Source organism: Labrys neptuniae, assembly GCF_040797145.1.
GTDB lineage: Bacteria > Pseudomonadota > Alphaproteobacteria > Rhizobiales > Labraceae > Labrys > Labrys neptuniae.
Genome location: NZ_JBFNQD010000003.1, coordinates 108,053 through 131,864 on the forward strand (window position 1 = coordinate 108,053; position 23,812 = coordinate 131,864).

18 protein-coding genes and 1 other annotated feature are annotated in these 23,812 nt (G+C 65.4%); of the genes, 14 read left to right on the forward strand and 4 right to left on the reverse strand.

Features of this window, described 5'->3' with window-relative positions; genetic code table 11:
- Positions 1-41 precede the first annotated feature (41 nt).
- From ABXS05_RS11300 to ade, 3 genes are all read left to right on the forward strand, one after another.
- The gene (locus tag ABXS05_RS11300; protein ID WP_367623976.1) at positions 42-1,838 is read left to right on the forward strand and encodes an adenine deaminase; all 1,797 of its coding nucleotides are present in this window, start codon (positions 42-44) and stop codon (positions 1,836-1,838) included.
- A gap of 49 nt (positions 1,839-1,887) precedes the next feature.
- A complete protein-coding gene (locus ABXS05_RS11305; RefSeq protein ID WP_367623977.1) occupies positions 1,888-3,291 on the forward strand; it encodes an NCS2 family permease in 1,404 nt (467 codons plus the stop codon).
- 66 nt (positions 3,292-3,357) lie between these two features.
- Positions 3,358-5,148, forward strand: a complete 1,791-nt coding sequence (ade, locus tag ABXS05_RS11310) for an adenine deaminase (protein WP_367624309.1) — start codon at positions 3,358-3,360, stop codon at positions 5,146-5,148.
- 24 nt (positions 5,149-5,172) lie between these two features.
- Here the strand turns inward: ade and ABXS05_RS11315 are convergent, their stop codons facing one another.
- From ABXS05_RS11315 to ABXS05_RS11330, 4 genes are read right to left on the reverse strand one after another with little or no spacing between them, the layout of a single operon-like run.
- Positions 5,173-5,820: a glutathione S-transferase family protein gene (locus ABXS05_RS11315; RefSeq protein WP_367623978.1), complete on the reverse strand. Its 648-nt coding sequence runs from the start codon at positions 5,818-5,820 to the stop codon at positions 5,173-5,175.
- 10 nt (positions 5,821-5,830) lie between these two features.
- Entirely contained in the window at positions 5,831-7,597 is a 1,767-nt protein-coding gene (locus tag ABXS05_RS11320) for a Rieske 2Fe-2S domain-containing protein (RefSeq protein ID WP_367623979.1), read from the reverse strand.
- A gap of 24 nt (positions 7,598-7,621) precedes the next feature.
- The gene (locus ABXS05_RS11325; RefSeq protein ID WP_367623980.1) at positions 7,622-8,527 is read right to left on the reverse strand and encodes an aromatic ring-hydroxylating dioxygenase subunit alpha; all 906 of its coding nucleotides are present in this window, start codon (positions 8,525-8,527) and stop codon (positions 7,622-7,624) included.
- 34 nt (positions 8,528-8,561) lie between these two features.
- On the reverse strand, positions 8,562-9,428 hold the full coding sequence (locus ABXS05_RS11330) for an aromatic ring-hydroxylating dioxygenase subunit alpha (protein ID WP_367623981.1): 867 nt from the start codon (positions 9,426-9,428) through the stop codon (positions 8,562-8,564).
- A 195-nt stretch (positions 9,429-9,623) separates the two neighbouring features.
- Between ABXS05_RS11330 and ABXS05_RS11335 the strand changes: the two genes are divergently transcribed.
- From ABXS05_RS11335 to ABXS05_RS11385, 11 genes are all read left to right on the forward strand, one after another.
- Positions 9,624-10,394, forward strand: a complete 771-nt coding sequence (locus tag ABXS05_RS11335; protein ID WP_367623982.1) for a GntR family transcriptional regulator — start codon at positions 9,624-9,626, stop codon at positions 10,392-10,394.
- A 62-nt stretch (positions 10,395-10,456) separates the two neighbouring features.
- On the forward strand, positions 10,457-11,551 hold the full coding sequence (locus ABXS05_RS11340) for a BMP family ABC transporter substrate-binding protein (RefSeq protein ID WP_367623983.1): 1,095 nt from the start codon (positions 10,457-10,459) through the stop codon (positions 11,549-11,551).
- A 343-nt stretch (positions 11,552-11,894) separates the two neighbouring features.
- Entirely contained in the window at positions 11,895-13,418 is a 1,524-nt protein-coding gene (locus ABXS05_RS11345; RefSeq protein ID WP_367623984.1) for an ABC transporter ATP-binding protein, read from the forward strand.
- Positions 13,419-13,517: 99 nt separating this feature from the next.
- On the forward strand, positions 13,518-14,585 hold the full coding sequence (locus tag ABXS05_RS11350) for an ABC transporter permease (protein ID WP_311933279.1): 1,068 nt from the start codon (positions 13,518-13,520) through the stop codon (positions 14,583-14,585).
- On the forward strand, positions 14,585-15,505 hold the full coding sequence (locus ABXS05_RS11355; protein ID WP_367623985.1) for an ABC transporter permease: 921 nt from the start codon (positions 14,585-14,587) through the stop codon (positions 15,503-15,505). Before ABXS05_RS11350 ends, ABXS05_RS11355 begins: the two co-directional genes overlap by 1 nt.
- A gap of 269 nt (positions 15,506-15,774) precedes the next feature.
- A complete protein-coding gene (locus tag ABXS05_RS11360) occupies positions 15,775-17,070 on the forward strand; it encodes an amidohydrolase family protein (protein WP_367623986.1) in 1,296 nt (431 codons plus the stop codon).
- Positions 17,071-17,291: 221 nt separating this feature from the next.
- Positions 17,292-18,326, forward strand: coding sequence for a BMP family protein (locus ABXS05_RS11365; protein WP_367623987.1), 1,035 nt, complete (start codon positions 17,292-17,294; stop codon positions 18,324-18,326).
- A gap of 187 nt (positions 18,327-18,513) precedes the next feature.
- Positions 18,514-20,022, forward strand: coding sequence for an ABC transporter ATP-binding protein (locus ABXS05_RS11370; RefSeq protein WP_367623988.1), 1,509 nt, complete (start codon positions 18,514-18,516; stop codon positions 20,020-20,022).
- Positions 20,022-21,077 (forward strand): ABC transporter permease, encoded by a 1,056-nt coding sequence (locus tag ABXS05_RS11375; RefSeq protein ID WP_367623989.1) that lies wholly within the window; start codon positions 20,022-20,024, stop codon positions 21,075-21,077. Before ABXS05_RS11370 ends, ABXS05_RS11375 begins: the two co-directional genes overlap by 1 nt.
- Entirely contained in the window at positions 21,074-22,018 is a 945-nt protein-coding gene (locus ABXS05_RS11380; RefSeq protein ID WP_367623990.1) for an ABC transporter permease, read from the forward strand. The genes ABXS05_RS11375 and ABXS05_RS11380 overlap by 4 nt, the downstream gene beginning before the upstream one ends.
- Before the next feature lie 108 nt (positions 22,019-22,126).
- Positions 22,127-22,182, forward strand: a sequence feature (sul1 is cis-regulatory element that is thought to sense ions involved in sulfur or methionine metabolism; They are found in Alphaproteobacteria).
- A 69-nt stretch (positions 22,183-22,251) separates the two neighbouring features.
- Positions 22,252-23,736 carry a SulP family inorganic anion transporter gene (locus ABXS05_RS11385; RefSeq protein ID WP_367623991.1) on the forward strand — a complete coding sequence of 495 codons (1,485 nt, stop codon included), beginning with the start codon at positions 22,252-22,254 and terminating at the stop codon, positions 23,734-23,736.
- The last annotated feature ends 76 nt before the right edge of the window (positions 23,737-23,812 follow it).

Below are 23,812 nucleotides of genomic sequence, written 5' to 3' on the forward strand. Positions count from 1 at the left end.
ATGCTCTGCCGAAATACTCCCCCCAATCCAGGGAGGTTTCAGTGACGGATATACGGGAATTCATTCGCGCCGCGTCGGGCCACGGCGCCAAGGCGAGCCTGGCGGTTCGCGGCGGCCGGCTGGTCAATGTGGTGTCGGAGGAGATCTACAAGGCCGACATCGCCATTCTCGGCGACCGCATCATCGCCGTCGGCGACATCGCCGATCATATCGGCTCCGAGACCGAGATCGTCGATGCCAGCGGCAAATATCTCTGCCCGGGCATGATCGACGGCCATCTGCATGTCGAATGCTCCAAGCTCTCGATCACCAGCTTCGCCAAGGCCGTCGTGCCGCTCGGCACCACCTCGATCGTCACCGGCCTCGACCAGATCATCGTGGTGGGCGGCCCCGCCGCCGCCCGCGAATTCCTCGACGAGGCGCGCCAGACGCCGCTGAAAGTGTTCTGGGGCGCGCCCTGCAAGACGCCCTACACCATGCCCCGCTCCACCGTCGGGCATTATTTCGGCCCGCAGGACCACCTCGCCACCCATCACTGGCCCGAATGCGTCGGCATCTGGGAGACGGTGCGCGAATTCATCCAGGAAGAGGATGCCGACGTGCTCAAGGCGATCGAGATCGCCGAGGCCAGCCGCCTGCCTTTGCTCGGCTGCTGCCCGATGACGCGCGGCGCCCGGCTCGACGCTTATCAGCAGGCCCGCGTGCGCGCCGACCATGAGAGCTATACGCCCGAGGAGATGCTGGAGAAGCTGCGCGCCGGCATGCATGTGGTGGTGCGCGAATCCTCGATCTCGCATTTCCTCTCCGACAATCTGCGCATCGTCACCGAAATGGGCGTGAAGGCCCTGCGCCGCATCAGCTTCTGCACCGACGACGTCGTCGCCAGCGACATCCTGGCGCGCGGCCATCTCGACAACATGGTGCGCATGGCGATCGCCATGGGCATCTCGCCGATGGCGGCGATCCAGATGGCAACGATCAATGGCGCCGATGCCCTGAGGATCGACGACAAGGTCGGCTCGATCTCGCCGGGGCGGGCCGCCGACATCCTGCTGGTCAACGATTTGCGCGACTTCAAGATCGAAGCGGTGATCGCCAAGGGCGCCCTGGCGGCACGCGACGGCAGGATGGCCGTCGATCTCGCGCCGCCGCCGCGTAGCGAGGCGCTGCTGCACTCGATCAAGCTCGAACCGGTCAAGCCCGAGGAGATCGTGGTGCCCATCACCGGCGCCGGCGACAGTGCCGACGTGCTGGCGATCGCGGTCACGCCCGAGAAGATCTTCGTGCGCACGCGGCGCGACGTGACGCTGCCGGTGAGGGACGGGCGTGTGCAAGCCGATATCGGCCAGGACGTGCAGTACATCACCGTGGTCGAGCGCTACGGCAAGACGCGCAACCGCCCCGTTGCCTTCACTTCGGGCTTCGGCCTGAAGGCCGGCGCCATGGCCAGCTCCACCGCGCCCGACGACAACAACATCATCTGCATCGGCACCAATCCAGAAGACATGGCCGTTGCCATCAACCATCTCATCGCCAACCAGGGCGGCCAGGTGGTGGTGCGCGACGGCAAGGTGCTCGAATTCCTGCATCTGCCGATCGGCGGCATCGTGGCGGATATCGAGCCTCAGGCAATGGCCGAGAAGGAATTGCGGCTCGACGACGCGGTGCGGAGCCTGGGCTGCGACCTGCCCTGGCCGTTCATGTACATGTTCGTGCTGCAGATCACGGCGATTCCCGATTACGCGATCACCGATCTCGGCGTGGTCGATTGCGTGAATTTGAAGGTGATCTCACCAATGATCCAAGCGACGGGCAACGACATCGGGGCAGCGGCATAGACGGCCCCTGCCCAGCTCCATAACGACAATAATCCTGAGGGGAAGAGAAATGGGCTATCAAACCGATGTCGAGGCAAGGGGAGCGGGCCAGGGCCAATCCTGGCTCGCCGCCGCGCTCGACCGCTATTTCCGGATATCGCACTTCGGATCGACGGTTCGCACCGAGATCCTGGCCGGGCTGACGACCTTCCTGGCGGCTTCCTACGTCATCGTCGTCAATCCCGCGATCCTGCTGCCGGCCGGCATTCCGTTCTCGGCCGGCGTCACCGCCACCGTGCTGGTCAGCTTCATCGGCAGCTGCGCCATGGGCCTCTATGCCCGCAGCCCGATCCTGGTGGCGCCCGGCATGGGCATCAACGCGCTCTTTACCTATACGATGGTGCTCGGCGCCAAGGTGCCGCTGGAGATCGCGCTCGGCTGCGTGTTGTGGGCTGGCGTGCTCTTCACCATCATGGCGATCCTCGACCTGCGCACGGCGGTGATCGAGGCGATACCGGCCGACTTGCGCTATGGCATCGCCTGCGGCATCGGCCTGTTCATCGCCCTGATCGGCCTGGTCAACGCCAAGTTCATCGTCTCGAATGCCGACACCATCGTCGGGCTCACCCATTTCTCGCCGGTGACGCTCACCTTCATCGCCGGTTTCATCGTCACGGTGGCGCTGGTGGTGCGCCGCCTGCCCGGCGCCATGATGCTCGGCATGATCATCACCACCCTTCTCGCCATCCCGATCGGGCGCTGGTGGGGCGATGGCGCCGCCTTCAATGCCGGCACGCCGGACCTGCACACGCTGGTCAACTGGAGCGGGCTGACCGCCGCCCCCGATTTCAGCTTCGTCGGCAAGATCGATCTTCTCGGTGCCCTGCAATTTGCCTATGCGCCCTTCATCTTCGTGTTCCTGTTCACGAATTTCGTCGAGGCGCTGTCGACCTTCCTCGGCCTGGCCGAAGCCGCCGACCTCAAGGACGAGAACGGCATGCCGCGCAACGTCAAGCAGTCGATGCATGTCGACGCGGTCGCCGCCCTGATCTCGGCGCCGCTCGGCACCAGCCCGGCCACGGTCTATCTGGAATCGGGCGCCGGCATCGCCCAGGGCGGCCGTACGGGCCTGGTCGCGCTGGTCTCGGGCCTGCTCTTCCTGCCCTTCCTGTTCCTGTCGCCGCTGCTTTCGCTGGTGCCGGCAATCGCCACGGCGCCGGTGCTGATCCTCACCGGCCTGTTCATGTCCGAACCGATGGGCCGCATCCAATGGTCGAGCATGGAGGACGCCATCCCGGCCTTCCTCGCCATCGTGCTGATCCCCCTCACCTTCTCGATCACGCTCGGCCTGTCGCTCGCGGTCATCGCCTATGTCCTGCTCAAGCTTCTCGCCGGCAAGCCGGGCGAAGTGAGGCCGGTGATGTGGTTCGTGGCGGTGCTCGCGGCCATGCTGGTCTTGCAGGTGCAGGCCTGACGATCCGCGCGGGCGGGTGCCTCGATGCCCGCCCGTCTCTTCTTCGAACTGAAAGGACAGCAGGACATGCTGAAGCCCTGGTCTGAAATCGCGCCCCGGCTGGTCGACGTCGCCATGGGCCGCACGCCGGCCGATCTGGTCATCCGCAACGGGCGCTGGGTGAACGTCTATTCCGGCGAGATCGTACCGGAAACCGATGTCGCTATTTCGGCTGGGCGCTTTGCCTATGTCGGGCCGGATGCCGGCCACGCCATCGGGCCTGAGACCAGGGTCGTCGACGCCGCCGGCCGCTATCTCGTACCAGGCCTGTGCGACGGGCACATGCATGTCGAGAGCGGCCTGGTCACGGTGACCGAGTTCGCGCGCGCCGTCATCCCGCACGGCACCACCACCATGTTCATCGATCCACACGAGATCGCCAATGTGCTGGGCCTGCCCGGCGTCAAGCTGATGAACGACGAGGCGCAAAGCTTGCCGATCAACATCCTGGTGCAAGTGCCGAGCTGCGTACCGAGCGCGCCCGGGCTGGAGCGCGCCGGTGCCGAACTCAGCGCCGATGACGTCAAGCAGGCCCTGTCCTGGCCCAACATCATCGGCCTCGGCGAGATGATGAATTTCCCTGGCGTCGCCTCGAACGATGCCAAGATGCTGGCGGAGATCGCAGCGACCCAGGCGGCCCGCCTCACCGTGGGCGGCCACTATGCCTCCCCCGATCTCGGCCGCGCCTTCCATGCCTATGCGGCTGGCGGCCCGGCCGACGATCACGAGGGCACCACCGTGGACGACGCCATCGCCCGGGTGCGCCAGGGCATGCGCGCCATGCTGCGCCTCGGCTCGGCCTGGTACGACGTCGCCGCGCAGGTCAAGGCCATCACCGAGCGCGGCCTCGACCCGCGCAACTTCATCCTGTGCACCGACGACAGCCATTCCGGCACGCTGGTCAATGACGGCCACATGAACCGGGTGGTGCGCCACGCCATCGCCCAGGGCCTGAAGCCCGTCACCGCCATCCAGATGGCGACGCTCAACACCGCGCAGCATTTCGGTCTCGAACGCGAGCTCGGTTCGATCGCACCGGGCCGTCGCGCCGACCTCATCATCAGTTCCGATCTCGCGGCGCTGCCGGTCGAGATGGTGTTCGCCCGCGGCGAATTGCTGGCCGAGCAGGGAGCGCTGACGGCGGAAATCCCGCGCTACGCCTATCCGGATAGCGCCTGCAATACGGTGCGGCTCGGCAAGCGCCTGGAGGCCCGGGATTTCGACATCGCCGCGCCCGGCACCTCCGAGGTCACGGCCCGGGTGATCGGCGTGGTCGAGAACCAGGCGCCCACCAAGGCGCTGGAAAGGACGCTGCCGGTCAAGGACGGCATCGTCGGCATGGACAGGGCCAATGATGTCTGCCAGATCGCCCTGGTCGAGCGCCACCGCGCCACGGGCGAGGTGGTCAACGCCTTCGTGTCCGGCTTCGGCTACACCAGGGACTGCGCCATGGCCTCCACCGTGGCGCATGACAGCCATCACATGATCGTGGTGGGCACCAACAAAAGCGACATGGCGCTGGCCGCCAATCGGCTCGGAGAGGTCGGCGGCGGCATCGTGATGATCAGCGAGGGCCGCGAACTCGCTTTGGTCGAACTGCCCGTGGCCGGGCTGATGTCGGACGAGCGGGCCGAGATCGTGGCCGGGAAGGCGGGCCGGCTGGTCGAGGCGATGCGCGCCTGCGGCTGCACGCTCAACAACGCCTATATGCAGCACTCGCTGCTGGCGCTGGTGGTCATCCCGGAGCTGCGCATCTCCGACAAGGGCCTGATCGACGTCACCCGATTCGCCAAGACCTCGGTGCTGGTGGAGGGGTGACGCAAACCGAAAGCGGCGTGCCGGTCACGCCGCTTTCGCCGGACCGGCGGGGAAGACACCGGACATCACCGAAAAGCCCTGGATGCGCTTGACCCTGTCGGCCCAGCGGCGGATCGCCGGATAGTCCTGGCGGGGAATGCCGCCCTCCTCCGACAGCATCACATAGGGAAAGCAGGCAATGTCGGCGATGGTCGGCTGGGGCGCGCTGCACAGCCAGTCGCGCTTTTCCTGCTCGCCGAACCACAAATGCTCGTCAAGGATGCGGAACAGGCGGTGGGCGCCGGCCCGCGCCGCCTCGACGTCGAGCTCGTAGAACAGGCCATCATGCAGCCGCGCCGCCGAAGCCGTGGCGGTGATGCCGTCGGCGAAGGCCAGCCACTGGCTGATCTCGCCGAGCAAGGCCGGATTATCGCGCGGATACCAGCTGCCCCCAGCATCATATTGGGTAGCGAGATAGACCAGGATGGCCTGGGCGTCGCGCAGCACCAGCCCGTCATCGTCGATCACCGGCAATTGGCCGAGCGGATTGATCCTGAGGAACCAGTCCGACTTGTGCTCGCGGCCGGGATAGAAATCGACCGGCACGGTTTCATAGGGGATGCCCAGGATGCCCATCAGCAGGCGCAGCTTGTAGCAATTGCCCGAGAGTTCGTAGTCGTAGAGTTTGATCACGGCTTTAGTCCTACAGATCGAGAATGAGGCGGGCCGACTTGGCACGCGAGACGCAGGTCATGATCTTGGTGCCCGACTTCTTCTCGGCCTCGGTGAGATAGACGTCCTGGTGATCGGGTTCCCCCTCGATCACCGAGCATAGGCAGGTGCCGCAGGCTCCCTGCTCGCAGGAGGATGGCATATCGATACCGGCCTCGCGCATGACTTCGAGAATGGTGCGCCCGGCCGGCACTGTCAGCGTCATGTTCGAGCGCGCCAAAGCGATCTCGAAGCTGGAACTATCGTCGATCTCCTTGGTGTTCTTGAAATACTCGAAATGCACCGCCTCTTCCGGCCAGCCGAGCTCTGCGGCGATGGCGCGGGCCGCCTCCAGCATCGGTCCCGGGCCGCAGAGATAGAGATGCGTGTCGCCATCATAGGCCCCGAGGATTTCGCGCAGCTTGGCCGCCGTCGCTTCCGGGCCGAGCCCGAGATGCGGCACCAGCGTTGCCTTCAACAGCTCCAGCCGATCGCGGAAGGCAAGCTGTGCCTCGTTCTGTGCGAAATAATGGAACTCATGCGCCAGCCCCTGGTGATGCAGCGCCTGGGCCATGGCCAGCATCGGGGTCACGCCGATGCCGCCGGCGATGAAGAGGGTCTTCAAGGCATCCCGGCGCAGGGGGAAATTGTTGCGCGGATCGGAAATCGCCAGCACGTCCCCTTCCCGCACGCTGTCATGCAGGCAGGCCGAGCCGCCCTTGGACTCGCGCTCCAGCTTGACGCCGATGACATAGCGGTCGGCCTCGCCGGGGCCGTTGGTGATGGAATATTGGCGGATCAGGCCGTTGGGCAGGTGCACGTCGATATGGGCGCCAGGCTGGAAGGTCGGTAGCAGGCCCTTCACCGGACGCAACTCGAAACCGGCAATGCCATCGGCCGCCTGCCATTTCCGTGCCACCTCGACGCGAATGGTGGCCTTGCGCCCATGGGCGGCGAGTTCGGGCATCTCGGCAAGCTCGGGGGAGACACGCGCGATTACCGCTTCCAAAGGCGCCGGCGCCGGCCGGGCGGCCGCCTCGCGCTCCAGCCTGTCGCGCAGTTTGGAGAGAAGCTCGTTGTGATGGCGCAGCACCGCCAGCCGGGCGGGCCCTTCCGATACGGCATCGAGCACGCCCCGGATGACGGAGCGGTTGGAATCGACCGGCTGCACGAAGAAGACCGCCAGGGTCAAATGCTCGCCCTCCTTGGCGCGCAAGGCCACGCTCAACCCATCGGCGGCCTCAGCTACCGTCTCGGCCGATGTGCCGGCCAAGGCATCGCTCGGCTGGAAGCGATAGGCCTTCAGCCCTTCCGCCACGAATTCTGGCGGGGCATTCACCGGGATGCCGCGCAGGGCGAGGAGGTTGCCTTCCGAAAGACCTGCAATCTCCGGCACCTCACCGAGCGGTTCCTCGGCCGACCAGATCAGGCCGTAGCGTTCCACTGAGGAAAAGGTGCGGTTGGTGATGGTGCGTGCCGGGGCGTCGGCCGGATGGGCCGGGATATAGGTGCAGCCTGCGGTGCGGTTGGAATAGCGCCAGCCGTGATACTGGCATTTGAGCTCGCGCCCGTCATTGATGCCGATCGACAGGCGCACGCCGCGATGCAGGCAGCGGTTCTCCCAAATGTTGACGTAGCCGTCATCGGCGCGCCAGACGGCGAATTCGCGGCCGAGCAACTGGCCATGGAAGACGTGGCGGAACGGCAGGTCGTGAGACGCGGCAATGGGATGCCAGCGGGTCTTGGCGGTCTCGAGCATGGTTGTCTCCGGAATTCAGTATCGTCAGGTCGCAGCCGGGATGACGCCATAGGTCACGCCCTTCTGGCTGAGCCAGCGGCGATAGGCGATCGCCGACTTGTCGGCGCGGATCGGCGTTTCGGCCCTGGGATCGAGCGGCAGGCGCTTGGGGAACTGGTTTTCGAGGATCGGCTTGTCCTGCCCGAAGATGGTCTGCTGGAAGCGCTTGATCACCTTGTCCTCGTTCTCCTCGTCGAGGACGCACAGCATCATATGGGCGCGGACATGCTCCTGGTCGACCGGCTGCAGGAAGACGGCGATGACGTCACGCCGGTTCTCGTCGGCCGGGCTCGATTTGTAGAGCACCGAGCAGAAGGGATGGGGCACGCGGTAGACATAGTCGACATCGGCCCCGCCGGTCGAGACGGTCGAGGCCATAGGCTGGAAGAAGCGGCAGCGCGTCGCCAGGATCTCATCGCGCTCGACCGAGATCTCGACGTCATATTCCTTCACTTCGGTATGCGGCTCGGCGCCGAGAATGTCGGTGTGGACATAGGGGAAGTGGCCCATATCGAGGAAGTTTTCGATGGCGCGCGGTGCCGAGACATTGACGCCGATGCTGGCGGCATTGAGGCGGCGGCGATCGGGCTCGGCGAATTCCGGGATGGGAAAAAGCTCCGCGGGCGGCGTGCCGAGCGAGGTCCAGACATAGCCATAGGCTGTTTTGACCGGAAGGGTGTCCTCCAGGCTCGCGATGTCGACACTGTCACCGTGACGAAGTCCGGGCCGGGCCCGCCAGGCCGCGGCGTTACCCTGTTCGTCGACGGCATAGCAGAGCCTCTCTTCCAGCAGCACGGTCTCCGCCACCCTGCCGGCGGGTATTTCGACAATTGCCGCAAGCGGGTGCCAAAGATTGAGGGTCACCGGATCCTTGCATCGTGTCTGCGTCATTGATCTTCCTCTTGAATCAGGTGGGCGCAAGGCTTCAAAGCCGCGCCGGAATGGCACCGTAGGAGACCGCATGGTCCCTGAGCCAGCGCCGGTAATGGACGGAGACGGCGTCGGCCCGGATCGGCGTCTCGGCGCGCGGATCGAGCGGCAGGCGCTTGGGCAGCTGGTTCTCCAGGATCGGCTTGTCCTGGGCGAAGATCAACTGCATGAAGCCGCGGATGGCGGCCTCGCCGGTGCCGTCCTTCACATAGCAGAGCAGGGGATGGGCGACGCAATTCTCCTCGTCCACCGGCTGGACGAACAGCACGATCACGTCCGAGCGATGCTTGTGCACGGAATTGCTCTTGTAGAGCGCCACCGTATAGGGCCGCAGCACCTTGTAGACATAGTCGACCATAAAGCCGCCCTGCGCGGACGGCGAGGCGAAGGGCTGGAAGAACCTGCATTCGGTCGCCAGGATTTCGTCAGCCTCGGTAACGCGCACATTGTAGGGCGCCACTTCGGTATGCGGCTCTTCACCCAGGGTACCCGCATGCACGAAGGGCAGATGGCCCAGATCGAGGAAGTTCTCGACAGCCCGCAGTCCGGAGGCACGGACGGCGATGGAGCCGCCGGTCACCAGATAGCGATCTCCCTCCCCGGCTTCCGGCACGAACGGGATGTCGCGTTCCGGCACGCCGAGACAGGCCCACAGAAAACCGTAGCGGCAGGCCACCGTAACCGGGGCGCTATCGTCCTCTCGGACAACCCGCCAAACGGCACCGTCGTCGGAGCGGATATCCAGCGCCACGCCCAGCAGGCGGGTCTGGAAGGATCTGTCGGGTGCCAGGTTGGCGAGGTCGGCAATCACATGCCAGTCGTTCACAAGGACTCGGTCGCTACAAAGGGTTGCCTGACTCATCGCACCCTCCCCTCGGCTAGCTCTTCCCCATGAACCTAGCTCCGTTACGGGCATTGGAACCACAGGATTGGATATCAATCAATTAAAAATTGCACGACAAAGAAGGATTCTTGATTGACAGGGCGAGAGGATTGAATACCGATATGGTGCAGGCAGTTTGGACACGCCGTGCTGCCGGTGCGGGAGATAATGGGCATGAGCAGCCGCTCGCAGGCGATCGCCGACATCCTGACCCGAGCCATCATCGAGCACCGGCTGGTGCCCGGCTGCAAGCTCGGCGAACGGGAGCTCGCCGAGATCTTCGACGTCAGCCGCATCGTGGTGCGCCAGGCCCTGATCCGGCTCGCCGATGACGGCCTCGCCCAGATTGAGCGCAATCGCGGCGCCTTCGTCGCCCGTCCCGGCATGCAGGAAGCGCTCGAAATCTATGACGCGCTGACCCTGGTCGAACAGGGCGTGGCAGCCCAGCTCAGCGACCGGTTAGGCCCGGCTGGCTGGGCCGAATTGCGCCAGCACGTCGAACGCCAGCGCCAGGCCATCGCGGCCGGCAACGATGCCCTGGCGGACGTTCTCGGCCAGGAGTTCCACACGATCTTCGTCCGCCTCAGCCGCAACAAGGTGATGCAGGACATCCATGCCCAGCTCGTTCGCCGGACCACGCTGCTGCGCTCGCTGGTCACCGCCGATTTCGACTATTGCAACCTGATCGACGACCATTCGCGGGTGATCGACCTGCTCGAAAAGGGCCGCCTCAAACAGGCGATGGAGCTGATCGATACCCATCACCGCAGCGTGGTGCGCGGCTACATCATGGATCGCCAGGTCTTCCCGGAGCTATCACCCCGCGAAGCCCTGGAGCCCTATCTGGAACCGAAAGCCGGCGAAGCTTTGCGAACCCGGCGCGAAACTGCCCAGAAAAGCAATGGTGAGGCGGCAAAACATCGCCACAGCCACACTTCGAAATAGACACTTCCATACAGACTCGGCGACAAGCCGGGCAATCACCGAGCCAACAGAGGACTGCCATCATGATCGACCTGACGAGGCGCAAATTCCTGCAATATTCCGGCATGGCCGGCGCTGCCCTGGGAACCGGGAGCTTTGCGAGCCGCGCTCATGCGGATGAGCCGCTCAAGATCGGTGTCGTCTACGTCTCGCCCATCGCCGATATCGGCTGGACCAAGCAGCACAGCCTCGGCGTGGAAGCGATCAAGAAGGAATTCGGCGACAAGGTCGTGATCACCGTCATCGACAACATCTTCATGCCGCAGGACGCCGAACGCGTCTTCCGTGAACTCGCCTCCTCGGGCAACAAGCTGATCTTCGGCACCAGCTTTTCGCATGGCACGCCGCTGCAGAAGGTGGCGCCGCGCTTCCCCAAGATCGCCTTCGAGCATTGCTCGGGCATCGTGCACCTGGCCAATCTCGGCACCTTCGAAGCCAAATATTACGAGGGCACCTTCGTCGCCGGCGCCGCCGGCGCCCATATGAGCAAATCCGGCAAGATCGGCTTCATCGGCGGCTTCCCGATCCCCGACATCGTCGGCCCCGCCAATGCCTTGCTGCTCGGCGCCCAGAGCGTGAAGCCTGAAATCACCTGCAATGCGATCTTCCTCAATTCCTGGTTCGATCCCGGCAAGGAGAAGGAAGCGGCCAAGACCCTGCTGTCGCAGGGCTGCGACGTGATCTGCTCGATGACCGATACGGCGACCGGCGTGCAGGTCGCCGGCGAAGGCGGCGCCTGGTCGATCGGCTATGCCAGCGACATGGCCAAGTTCGGCTCCGGCAAGCAGCTCACCGCTTTCACGATGGACTGGTCGAGCGACTACGTGCGCGCGGCCAAGGGCGTGGCGGAAGGCAATTGGAAGCCCGAGGCCCGCTGGGACGGCCTGGCCGGCGGCGTGGTCAAGATGGCGCCCTACAACGAGGCTATTCCCTCCGACGTGGTTACCAAGCTCAAGCAGCTGGAGGCCGATATCGGCTCGGGCAAGCTCCACCCCTATGCCGGCGAGCTCAAGGACCAGGCAGGCAATGTCAAGGTCGCGGCCGGTGCGGTGGCCACGGATGCCGAGATTCGCGGCATGAACTGGTTCGTCAAGGGCATGATCGGCAAGCTCGGGTGAGGAGAGAATCCGATCCCTCCGAGACAGAATGCACCCCGCTCGGCCGGGCCGATAAGGGCGCGATTTGCCCTCTCCAGCGCAGCTGGGGAGGGTGGCCCGACAAAGTCGGGTCGGGAGGGGTGTGGCGGGCAGTGTGACAACCGTTCCTGGGCTGCTCGACCGTGATGCCATCTCGTTATGTGCGGTGCACTGCCCGCTACACCCCATCCGCCCAAACTTCGTTTGGGCACCTTCCCCACTTCGTGGAGAAGGCTAGTCGCGCCTCTTTGGGGGAGCGCGGGTAGATCCAGCTTCTGTTCCTTCCCGTATCCCCACAGTTTCCATTCCCAATGCAGGACCGGCCATGACCCCGCGTCTCGAACTGCGCGATATCACCAAGAGCTATCCCGGTGTCGTCGCCAATGACGGCATCTGCCTCTCGATCCTGCCCGGCGAAATCCATGCGGTGCTGGGCGAGAACGGTGCCGGCAAATCGACGCTGATGAAGATCATCTACGGTGCGGCCCAGGCCGATTCCGGCGAGATCCTTTGCGACGGCAGGCTGATCGAGGTGCATGACCCGGCAAGCTCGCGCGCCCTCGGCATCGAGATGGTCTACCAGCATTTCGCCCTGTTCGAGTCCGTCACCGTCGTCGAGAACATAGCCCTCAGCGCTCCCGGCCCTTTCCGGCTGGACGAGCTTGCCGGGCAGATCACGGCGCTGTCGGAACGCTACGGCATGCCGATCGATCCCTGGCGCCGGGTGCACGACCTCTCGGTCGGCGAACGCCAGCGTGTCGAAATCGTGCGCTGCCTCCTGCGCACGCCCAAGCTCCTGATCCTGGACGAGCCGACCTCGGTGCTCACGCCGCAGGCGGTGGTGAAACTGTTCGAGACACTGCGCCAGCTCGCCGCGGAGGGCTGCAGCATCCTCTATATCAGTCACAAGCTCGACGAGGTGCAGGCGCTTTGCGACTCCGCCACCGTACTGCGCAACGGCCGGGTGACCGGTACCGCCAAGCCCAAGCAGAGCACCTCGGTGGAGCTGGCTCGGCTGATGGTCGGCTCGGCCCTGCCCGAGATGAAAGTCACGCCCTCGACGCGCAGCGGCGAACCGATCCTCAGGGTGCGCGACCTGTCGGTGCCATCCGGCAAGGGTAGCGTCGCCCTGCATGACGTCGGCTTCGAGGTGCATGGCGGCGAGATCGTCGGCCTGGCCGGCGTCTCGGGCAATGGCCAGGCCGAGCTGATCGCCGCCCTCAGCGGCGAGCGGCCTGTCGCCGATCACGAGGCCATCCATTTCGGCGGGCAGCCGGTCGGCCGGCTCGACGCCGCCGCCAGGCGCCGGCGCGGTTTCGCCTTCGTGCCGGAGGAAAGGCTTGGCCGTGGTGCCGTGCCGCCGCACGCCCTATGGGAGAACGCCGTGCTGACGGCCCATGGCAAGGAGCTGGTGCGCCATGGCCTTGTCGACCGCAAGCGGGCGATGGGCTTTGCCGGCAGCGTCATCGAGACATTCAAGGTCAAGGCGAACGGCCCGCGCGCCAGCGCACGCAGCCTGTCGGGCGGCAATTTGCAGAAATTCATCGTCGGGCGGGAAATCGCACTCGCCCCGAAGCTGTTCCTGGTTTCCCAGCCGACCTGGGGGGTCGATGTCGGCGCAGCCGCCTTCATCCACCAGACGCTGATCGATCTCAGCCGCGCCGGTGCCGCCGTGCTGGTGATTTCCGAGGAACTCGACGAACTTTTCGAGATCTGCGACCGGCTGCTGGTGATCTGCCAGGGACGGGTCTCGCCGCCCCTCGTCCGGGCGGAAACCAACCGCGAGGAGGTCGGCCTGCTCATGACCCGCATCGGCGGCCAGAGCCAGACTAAAGCGTTTTGCGAGTAGACGGTGTCACCAAGAATCGCAAAGACGCGTCGAAACAAAGAGTTAAAGCAAACGAGCGTTCAGCCATGAACGCGCTTTGCTTGAGCGGGAGCAGTTCCGTTGCGCTTCAAGATTGAACAAAGACCCGAACCATCCGCCGCCATGCGCCTCGCCGCGCCCTTGGTCGCGGCCTTGCTCACTTTGCTGGTCGGCTCCGTCCTGTTCGCAGCTTTGGGCCAGGATCCGCTCCAGACCCTGCACGCCTTCTTCATCGCGCCGTTGAACTCGATGAACGGCGTCTCGGAATGGCTCTTGAAGGCCTCGCCCCTGATCCTGATCGCCTGCGGCCTCGCCGTCGGCTTCCGCGCCAATGTCTGGAACATCGGCGCAGAAGGCCAACTCATCATCGGGGCGATCGCCGCCTGCGGCGTCGGCCTGTTCTATCCCGATCCGGAAAGCCGGCTGCTGCTGCCGCTGATGATCCTGGCGGGCGCATTGGCCGGCATGGCCTGGGCCGCGATTCCCGCCTTTCTCAGGGCGCGGATGAACACCAACGAGATCCTGGTCACCTTGATGCTCACCTATATCGCCGGCCTGCTGCTGTCCTGGCTGGTGCATGGTCCCTGGCGCGATCCCGCCGGCTTCAATTATCCGCAAACGGCCCTGTTGCCGCCTGCCGCGATGTTTCCGGTCTTCGACGATGCCTATCGCCTCAACACCTCTGTGATCCTCACCGTGATCGGCGTGATCGCGATGTGGCTGTTCACCGATCGCAGCTTCCTCGGCTACAAGATGTCGGTGAGCGGCGCGGCTCCGCTTGCCGCCCGCTATGCCGGCTTCCGCGAATCCGCAGCGGTATGGACCGGCCTGCTCGCTGGCGGCGCGGCGGCGGGCATTTCCGGCATGGCCGAGCTGTCCGGGCCGCTCGGGCAATTGTCCCCGCAGATCTCGCCCGGCTATGGCTTTGCGGCGATCATCGTCGCCTTCATCGGCCGGCTCAACGCCTTCGGCATCGTGCTCGGCGGGTTGTTGATGTCGCTTCTCTTCCTCGGCGGCGAAAGCGTGCAGCTCACCATCGGCCTGTCCTCCTCGCTCACCCGCATCTTCCAGGGCATCCTGCTGTTCTTCCTGCTGGCTGCGGATTTCTTCATCTTCTACCGGTTCAGCCCCGTGCGGGAGCATGCCTGATGGATCTGTTCATCGCGATCTTCACCGGCACCATCATCGCCGCCACGCCGCTGATCTATGCCGCACTCGGCGAATTGGTGGTGGAGAAATCCGGCGTCCTCAATCTGGGCATCGAGGGCATGATGCTGATGGGCGCCGCCTTCGCCTTCTGGGCGGTGATGGCTGGTTTGCCCATGCCCGTCGCCATCCTGATCGGCGCGCTGGCGGGCGCGGCGGCCTCGCTGCTATTCGGCGTGCTCGCCCTCACCTTCCTCACCAACCAATATGCCGCCGGCCTGGCACTCGCCATTTTCGGCTCCGGCGTCTCCGCCTTTGTCGGGCGCAATTTCGGCAGCGCCCCGATCGAGGCCCTGAAGCCGCTCGACATCCCCGTGCTCTCGCAGCTTCCGATGGCCGGGCCGATGTTTTTCCGCTTCGACGCAATGGTCTATTTCGCCTTCGTGCTGTTCGCGGCGATCAGCTGGTTCCTCTATCGCACCAAGGCCGGCCTGGTCCTGCGCACCATGGGCGAGTCGCCGGAGACCTCGCATGCCATCGGCTATCCGGTCGTGCGCATCCGCTACATGGCCGTGCTGTTCGGCGGCTTGATGGCAGGCCTTGCCGGTGCCTATCTCTCCGTGGCCTACACGCCGCTCTGGGTCGAGAACATGACATCCGGCAAGGGCTGGATCTCGCTGGCTTTGGTGGTCTTCGCCACCTGGCGGCCGCTGCGCGTGCTGCTCGGCGCCTGGCTGTTCGGCGGCATGACCATCCTGCAATTGCAGGGCCAGGCGCTCGGCCTTGCCCTGCCGTCCGAGCTGTTGTCGGCCCTGCCCTATCTCGCCACCATCGTGGTGCTGGTCTTGATCTCGCGCAATCGCCAGATGCTGGCCCTGCATTTCCCAGCCTCGCTGGCCAAGCCGTTCAGGCCGGCGGGATGAGGGCAAGGCGCAATATGGTTCATTCTACCATCTTCGAGTTTGCGCGCCCCTTGTCATTGCCGGGCTCGACCCGGCAATCCAGCCCTTGCCCCATTGCGCAGGTGGCTCCTGGATAGCCGGGTCAAGCCCGGCTATGACAAATCGGAGAGCTTCCTCTTTGAGTGAACCGCATTGAGGCAAGACGACTTGCGCCATTGGCCGAATCCGTCAAACCGCCCATGATGACAATTGCCCTTCCTTCCTGAATGACTTTTAACGGAACCGCCCCGATGTCGCTTGACCTCATCGTCACCAACGCCACCCTGCCCGACGGACGCACCGGCCAGGACATCGCTGTAACGGGCGGACGCATCACCGCCATCGAGCCGGGCATCGCGGCCGAGGCGGCCCAGCGCATCGACGCCGGCGGCCATCTGGTGGCGCCACCTTTCGTCGACTGCCACTTCCACATGGACGCCACCTTGTCGCTCGGCCTTCCCCGACTCAACCAGTCGGGCACGCTGCTGGAGGGCATTGCGCTCTGGGGCGAGCTCAAGCCCATGCTGACCCATGAGGCGGTGATCGAACGGGCGCTACGCTATTGCGATCTTGCCGTCAGTCAGGGCTTGCTCGCCGTGCGCAGCCATGTCGACATCTGCGACGACCGCCTGCTCGCGGTGGAAGCCCTGCTCGAGGTCAAGGCCAGGGTGAAGCCCTATCTCGACCTGCAGCTCGTCGCCTTCCCGCAGGACGGCTATTACCGTTCGCCCACCGCCGCCAGGAATCTCGAGCGGGCGCTCGACATGGGCGTCGACGTGGTCGGCGGCATTCCTCATTTCGAGCGCACGATGGAGGACGGCACCGCCTCGGTGAAGGCCCTGTGCGCCATCGCCGCCAAGCGCGGCCTGATGATCGACCTGCATTGCGACGAGAGCGACGATCCGCATTCGCGTCATATCGAGACGCTGGCGGCGGAGGCTCATCGCCTCGGCCTGGGCCGGCGAGCTGCCGGCTCGCATCTCACCTCCATGCACTCGATGGATTCCTACTACGTCTCAAAGCTGCTGCCGCTGATCCTGGAGGCGGGCATCTTCGCGATCGCCAACCCGCTGATCAACATCACCCTGCAGGGCCGCCACGACACCTATCCCAAGCGTCGCGGCCTGATGCGCATTCCCGAGATGCGCGCGCTCGGCATCCCCGTGGCGCTCGGCCAGGATTGCGTGATGGATCCCTGGTACGGGCTTGGTGGCGCTGACATGCTGGATGTCGCCCATATGGCCGTGCATGCCGCGCCGATGACCAGCCGCGAGGCGATACGCTGGGCCTTCGAGGCGGTGACGTCGGTGCCCGCCGCGGTGATGGGGCTGGAAGATTATGGCCTCGCCAAGGGCTGCCATGCCGATTTCGTCATCCTGCAGGCGGCCGATACGATCGAAGCAGTGCGCATGCGCCCGACCCGCCTCGCCGTCGTGCGCCGCGGAAAGGTGATTGCGCAGACCCCGGCCCGGCGCAGCACGCTCGACCTACCGGGCCGCCCTGCCAGCCTCGATCCGGCGAGCTATGCACCCAAGGACGCGGGGTGAATGGGGGCTGGTCTTCAGACCGGCCCGAAAGCACGACACTGGCCGAAAGGGTCAAGGCTGGTCTGAAGACCAGCCCCCCAATTCAGATTTGACCATCTGGACAGGCGTCACGCCAAAGGGCACATTGCTCTGGCAAGAGCCGCCAAGTGCTTGGCAATCCAAACGTTCCATCCCGTATTTCGAACCGTTACAAACTTGATCCGACAAGAGAGGGGAATGACATGTCGCGTAGAGATCGCAGCCCGCTTCAGGGGGAATCAGGCCTGTCGCGCCGCCATTTCATCGGGCTCGGCGCCGCCGGCCTGGTCGCGGCCGGCCTGCCACTGCCGGCTCTCGCCGCCTCCGACAAGAAGCTCAAGGTCGCCGCGATCTTCGCTACGCCGATCGAGGAACCCTGGGACAAGCAGATTCACCTCGCCCTCACCAAGGCGGCCAAGGAACTCGACATCGACTACAAGTTTTCCGAGAAGGTCCAGGCAGCCGATTTCGGCCGCGTCATGCGCGAATATGCCCAGGGCGGCTATGAGCTGGTGATGGGCGATGCCTTCGCTGCCGAGCGCGAGTCCCGCCGCACCGCCAAGCAATTCCCCAAGACCGCCTTCCTGTTCGGTTCCGGCGCCGGCCCGGCCGAGCCCAATTTCGGCGTGTTCGACAACTGGATCCACGAACCGGCCTATCTGTCGGGCCTGATCGCCGGCAAGATGACCAAGTCCAACACCGTCGGCGCCGTAGCCGCCATGGGCATTCCCGAGGTCAACCGCCTGGTGAACGCCTTCTTCGCCGGCGCCAAGGAAGCCAATCCGCAGGTGAAGAAGAAGATCACCTTCATCGGCTCCTTCTTCGATCCGCCCAAGGCCAAGGAAGCTGCGATCGCCCAGATCGACGGCGGCGTCGACGTCATCTATGCCGAACGCTTCGGCGTGATCGACGCGGCCAAGGAAAAGAAGATCTACGCGATCTCCAACATGTCCGACCAGTCAGACCAGGGACCGGACACCGTAATCACCGGCCCGGTCTGGGACATGTACCCGACCGTGCAGCAGGCCATCAAGATGGTGCGCGCCGGGGTATTCACCGCCCAGGATTACGGCGACTTCTCGCGCATGGCCAAGGGCGGCTCCTCGCTCGCGCCCTATCACAAGTTCGACAAGCTGCTGCCGGCCGAGGTGAAGGAACTGGTGGAGAAAAAGAAGGCGGAAATCCTCGCCGGCACCTTCCGCGTCGACGTCGACGAGAACACCCCCGTCTCGGACTGAGTATAATTTACCCTCCCCTGGAGGGGGAGGGTCGACGCGCAGCGTCGGGGTGGGGTGGCCAGCGCCCCTCAACGACGGTGTCGACATTGATGGTTTGGAAGAAAATTATTGCCGGCCATCACCCCACCCCGGACTTCGTCCGACCCTCCCCCTCCAGGGGAGGGTAGATCCAGGCCGATCTTTGCCCATGCCCCCTTCCCCTCCCCTCGTCGAGATGCGCGGCATCTCCAAGCGCTTCGGCGCCGTCCAGGCCAATGCCGACGTCGATCTCCTGGTGCGCCCCGGCGAGATCGTCGGCCTGCTCGGCGAGAACGGGGCCGGCAAGACCACGCTGATGAACATCCTATTCGGCGCCTATGCGGCGGATGAGGGCGAGATCCTGATCGACGGGCAGGCACGGCGCATCCAGAATTCCGCCGACGCGCTCAGCGCCGGCATCGGCATGGTGCATCAGCACTTCCATCTCGCGCCCCGCCTGAGCGTACTCGAAAACCTGCTGGTCGGCCTGCCGGGACGCGGCGGGCGGCTCGACCGGGTGGGCGCCCTCGCCCGCCTCGGCGAGATTGCCGCCAAGTTCAATCTCCGCCTCGATCCCGACAGGCCGGTCTCCTCGCTCGCCGTCGGCGAGCAGCAGCGCCTGGAAGTGATCAAGGCCCTGTTTCGCGGCGCCAGACTCCTCATCCTCGACGAACCCACCGCCGTCCTCGCTCCCGAGGAAGCGGAAGGGCTGTTCAAGGCGCTGCGGGCGATGACGGCCGAGGGCCTCGGCATCATCTTCATCTCGCACAAGCTCACCGAGGTGCGCGCCATCACCGATCGCTGCGTGGTGCTGCGCCATGGCCGCGTCGTCGGCTCGATCGCCGAACCCGCCAGGACTTCCTCGTCCGAGATGGCGCGGCTGATGTGCGGCCAGGAAATCGTGCCGCCGCAACGTCCCGCCTCCGAGCCCGGCGCCGTCGTCCTGTCGCTCGATGATGTCTCGACCGACCGGCATGGCGGCATGCGGCTTGCCGGCGTCTCGCTTTCCGTGCGCGAGGGCGAGATCCTCGGCATCGCCGGCGTGACCGGCAATGGCCAGCGCGCCCTGGCGGATGTGATCGCCGGCATGCTCGCTCCCTCGGCCGGCACACTGAAGATCGCCGGCGCCAAGGTCGTACCCTATGGCCCGCGCCGCGTGCAGGAGATGGGGCTCGGCCGCATCCCCGAGGACCGCATGACCCAGGGCATGGTCACCGCCCTGCCGCTTGCCGACTCGATGGTGCTGCCGCGCGTCGGCACCGCCGCCTTCTCGGCGCGCGGCCTGCTCAAGCCTGGCGCCATCCAGGCCTTCGCCGAGGAACAGATCCGGGCCTTCGACATACGCTGCCCCGGGCCAATGGCGCGGGCCGGCTCGCTGTCCGGCGGCAACATGCAGAAGGCCCTGCTGGCGCGAGAACTCGCCTTCGATCCGAAGGTGCTGATCGTGGCCCAGCCCACGCGCGGCCTCGACGTCGGCGCCGCCCGCTTCGTGCATGAACGCTTTCTCGATCTGCGTGCCCGCCGCCGCGGCCTGATCGTGATCAGCGAAGACCTGGAAGAATTGCTCACCCTCTCCGACCGCATCGCCGTGCTCTATGAGGGGCGGGTCGCCGGCATCCTGCCCGCCGGCGAAGCCACGATCGAAAAACTCGGCCTGTTGATGACGGGAGCCCACTGATGCTCAGGCTGGAACCCCGCCAATCCACGCCCGTCTGGCTGAATCTCGCTCTGCCCGTGCTGGCGATCGCGATTGCGCTCGTCCTGTGCAGCGGCCTGATCGTGCTCGCGGGCGCCAATGTCTTCGAGGCCTATGGCCTGATGCTGAAAGGCGCCTTCGGCGATTTCTACGCCTTCACCGAAACGCTGGTGAAGGCCGCACCGATGATCTTCACCGGCCTCGCCGTCGCCGTCGCTTTCCGCGCCAAGTTCTGGAACATCGGTGCCGAGGGCCAGTTGATGGCCGGCGCGGTGGCGAGCTGCTTCGTCGGCAGCTTTCCGATGCCCAGCCCCCTCGCCTATGTCGCCATGGCGCTCGCCGGCGCGCTGGCCGGCGGCATCGCCGCGCTGGTCCCGGCCCTCCTCAGGGTGAAGCTCAAGGTCGACGACGTCGTCTCCTCGCTTCTCCTCAATTCGGTGATCCTGCTCGGTGTGCTTGCTTTGATCGAAGGGCCCTGGAAGGATTCGCTCTCTGGCTACCCGATCTCGCCCCCGATCGAGGACAGCGCCAATTTCCCGGTGTTCTTCGAGGGCACGCGGCTGCATCTGGGCGTGCTGGCGGCCCTAATCGCGGCGCCGGCCGTCTGGTTCCTGATCACGCGCACCACGCTGGGCTTTGCCATCCGCGTCACCGGCGAGAATGCCGAGGCGGCCGCCTATGGCGGCATCAAGGTCAATGCCATCCTGGTCGCCACCGCCTTGCTTTCGGGCGGGCTGGCGGGCCTTGCCGGCGTCGGCGAGGTCGGCGGCGTGCATTTCCAGGTGATGGGGGACCTGTCGCCGGGCTATGGCTATAGCGGCATCGTGATCGCCATGCTGGCACGCCTCAATCCGCTCGGCGTGGTGCCGGCGGCCTTGTTCTTCGCGGCGGCGATGACCGGCGCTGAAGCGATGTCGCGCGCCACCGGCGTGCCGGTCTTCCTGGCCGACGTCATCCAGGGTACCTCGCTGCTGACCATGCTGGTCGCGCTCCTGTTCACCTCCTATCGCCTGCGTTATCAGGGGGCCGCAGCATGAATCTGGTCCTCGAACAGATCTTCCAGGTCGGCTTCTTCGCGGCAACCTTGCGCATCGCCACGCCGCTGATCTTCGCCACGCTCGGCGAGTTGATCTCCGAACGCGCCGGCGTGCTCAATCTCGGCATCGAGGGCATCATGTTGCTCTCGGCCATGACCGGCTTCACCGCCGCCTACTTCACCGGTAGCCCCTGGCTCGGCGTCCTCGCCGCCATCGCGACCGGCGCCCTGCTCGGGGCGCTGCATGCCGTGCTGACGGTGGCGCTCGGCCTCAGCCAACATGTCTCGGGTATCGGCATCACCCTGTTCGCCTCGGGGCTCGCCTATTTCTTCTATCGCCTGGTGTTCGGCCAGCAGGCCTCGCCGCCGACCATCGCCGCCTTCCAGCCTGTGCCGATCCCCGGCCTTGCCGAGATACCGATCCTGGGGCCGATCCTGTTCCAGCAATACGCCCTGGTCTATCTCGCGCTGATCGGCGTCATCCTGACCGCCTTCCTGATCTATCGCACACCCTGGGGCCTCGGCCTGCGCATGGTCGGCGAAAATCCGCGTGCCGCCGATTCCGCCGGCATCAGCGTCACCGCACGCCGCTTCGAGGCCGTCATCCTCGGCGGTGCTCTGATGGGCCTTGGCGGCGCCTTCCTCACCATGGCCCAGTTCAACGCCTTCACCTTCGGCGTGATCTCGGGGCGCGGCTGGATCTGCATTGCCCTGGTAGTGTTCGGGCGCTGGGATCCCCTGCGCGCCACCGGTGCCGCCCTGCTCTTTGCCTGCGTCGACGCGCTGCAACTGCGCCTGCAGGCGGTGGGCCTGGGGCATATCCCCTACCAGATCTTCCTGATGCTGCCCTTCCTGCTCACCATCGTCGCCATGGCGATGATGTCGCGCAACGCGGTGGCGCCGGCTGCCCTGCTCAAGCCCTTCCGCAAGGAGGAGCGCTGAGCGCAAAAACGGCCGCCCTCGATTTGCTGCCGGCCACAACAAAATGCGGCCGGCACTGCCTTTCGCCTTGCCTCGGCCTGCGCCTTGCCGCTAGAAGGAGGCCATTCAGAAGGACCCGGTGAAATTCCGGGTGGCTCTTCCGGCCGCCGATCCGCCGGATAACGCAAATGGCGCGACAGCATCATCCAACCCGTTTCAGCGGGTATGGCCGCATGTCCCTTGCGAATTTTCTCATGAACAAATTGTCTGCCTATTCCCGGGAATGGTTTTCCAATCCGCGTGGCGACGTGCTTTCGGGCATCGTCGTCGCCCTTGCCCTGATCCCCGAAGCCATCGGCTTTTCGGTGATCGCGGGCGTCGACCCCAAGGTCGGCCTCTACGCCTCCGTGGTGATCGCCTGCGTGATCGCCTTCACCGGCGGGCGCCCCGCCATGATCTCGGCGGCCACCGCCTCCACCGCCGTGCTGATGACGGGCCTCGTACGCGACCACGGCTTGCAATATCTGTTCGCGGCCACCATCCTGATGGGCGCGTTCCAGATCATCGCCGGCTTCCTCAAGCTCGGCCGGCTGATGCGCTTCGTCTCCCAATCGGTGATGACGGGCTTCGTCAACGCCCTGGCGATCCTGATCTTCCTGGCCCAGCTGCCCGAGCTCGTGCATGTACCGGTGGCAACCTATGGCCTGATCGCCCTCGGCCTCGCCATCATCTATCTGTTTCCCTATGTCACCAGAGCCATTCCGGCACCTCTGGTCGCGATCGCCGTGCTCACTGCCATCGCCTGGGGTTTCGGGCTGGACGTGCGCACGGTGGCCCATCTGGGCGAGCTTCCCTCCACTTTGCCGAGCTTCGGTCTGCCTGAGGTGCCGCTGACGCTGGAAACGCTACGGATCCTGACACCGGTGGCGCTCACTCTGGCGGCCGTGGGCCTGCTCGAATCCCTGCTCACTGCGCAGATCGTCGACGACATGACGGATACGCCGAGCAACAAGAACCGCGAATGCGCCGGCCAGGGTATCGCGAACATGGCCTCGGCCCTGTTCGGCGGCATGGGCGGCTGCGCCATGATCGGCCAGTCGGTGATCAACGTGTCCTCCGGTGCGCGCGGCCGCCTGTCCTCGCTGGTGGCCGGTGGCTTTCTCCTGATCCTGCTGGTGGCGCTGCAGGATCTGCTCGCCATCGTGCCGGTCGCCGCCCTGACGGCGGTGATGATCATGGTCTCGATCAACACCTTCTCCTGGCGCTCGCTCCTGCAATTGCGCAGCAACCCCGTGCCTTCCTCGGTGGTGATGCTGGCAACCGTCGGCACCGTGGTTGTAACGGCCGACCTCGCCAAGGGCGTGCTGGTTGGCGTGCTCCTGTCGGGCGTGTTCTTCGCCGGCAAGGTCTCGCGCCTCAGCCGCGTGCGCTCGACCCTCTCGGCCGACGGCAAGGAGCGCGTCTACCGGGTCGAAGGCCAGATCTTCTTCGCCTCGGCAGGCACCTTCAGCGACGCCGTCGATGTGCAGGAACCCGTCGAGCGGATCGTCATCGACGTCGGGGCGGCGCATTTCTGGGACATCTCGGCGGTCGGCGCACTCGACCGCATCGTCCTCAAGGCGCGCCGCCACGGGCGCGAGGTCGAGGTCGTCGGCCTCAACGAGGCCAGCGCCACCCTGGTGGAACGCTTCGCCGTGCACGACAAGGAAGGCCAGCCCCGCTCCCTGCCCTCGCATTGAAGCGCGCTTCGTAAGGCCTTTGAAATCAGGGGACTCTGCCATCTCGTGATGGAAGAGTCCCTTTACCATGCCGGGC

Bases quoted from the DNA above. Each gene is read 5' to 3' on its own strand.
- ABXS05_RS11305 (WP_367623977.1), top strand. From the start codon at position 1,888: ATGGGCTATCAAACCGATGTCGAGGCAAGGGGAGCGGGCCAGGGCCAA.
- ade (WP_367624309.1), top strand. From the start codon at position 3,358: ATGCTGAAGCCCTGGTCTGAAATCGCGCCCCGGCTGGTCGACGTCGCC.
- ABXS05_RS11320 (WP_367623979.1), bottom strand. From the start codon at position 7,597: ATGCTCGAGACCGCCAAGACCCGCTGGCATCCCATTGCCGCGTCTCAC.
- ABXS05_RS11325 (WP_367623980.1), bottom strand. From the start codon at position 8,527: ATGACGCAGACACGATGCAAGGATCCGGTGACCCTCAATCTTTGGCAC.
- ABXS05_RS11330 (WP_367623981.1), bottom strand. From the start codon at position 9,428: ATGAGTCAGGCAACCCTTTGTAGCGACCGAGTCCTTGTGAACGACTGG.
- ABXS05_RS11335 (WP_367623982.1), top strand. From the start codon at position 9,624: ATGAGCAGCCGCTCGCAGGCGATCGCCGACATCCTGACCCGAGCCATC.
- ABXS05_RS11340 (WP_367623983.1), top strand. From the start codon at position 10,457: ATGATCGACCTGACGAGGCGCAAATTCCTGCAATATTCCGGCATGGCC.
- ABXS05_RS11345 (WP_367623984.1), top strand. From the start codon at position 11,895: ATGACCCCGCGTCTCGAACTGCGCGATATCACCAAGAGCTATCCCGGT.
- ABXS05_RS11355 (WP_367623985.1), top strand. From the start codon at position 14,585: ATGGATCTGTTCATCGCGATCTTCACCGGCACCATCATCGCCGCCACG.
- ABXS05_RS11360 (WP_367623986.1), top strand. From the start codon at position 15,775: ATGTCGCTTGACCTCATCGTCACCAACGCCACCCTGCCCGACGGACGC.
- ABXS05_RS11365 (WP_367623987.1), top strand. From the start codon at position 17,292: ATGTCGCGTAGAGATCGCAGCCCGCTTCAGGGGGAATCAGGCCTGTCG.
- ABXS05_RS11370 (WP_367623988.1), top strand. From the start codon at position 18,514: ATGCCCCCTTCCCCTCCCCTCGTCGAGATGCGCGGCATCTCCAAGCGC.
- ABXS05_RS11375 (WP_367623989.1), top strand. From the start codon at position 20,022: ATGCTCAGGCTGGAACCCCGCCAATCCACGCCCGTCTGGCTGAATCTC.
- ABXS05_RS11380 (WP_367623990.1), top strand. From the start codon at position 21,074: ATGAATCTGGTCCTCGAACAGATCTTCCAGGTCGGCTTCTTCGCGGCA.
- ABXS05_RS11385 (WP_367623991.1), top strand. From the start codon at position 22,252: ATGAACAAATTGTCTGCCTATTCCCGGGAATGGTTTTCCAATCCGCGT.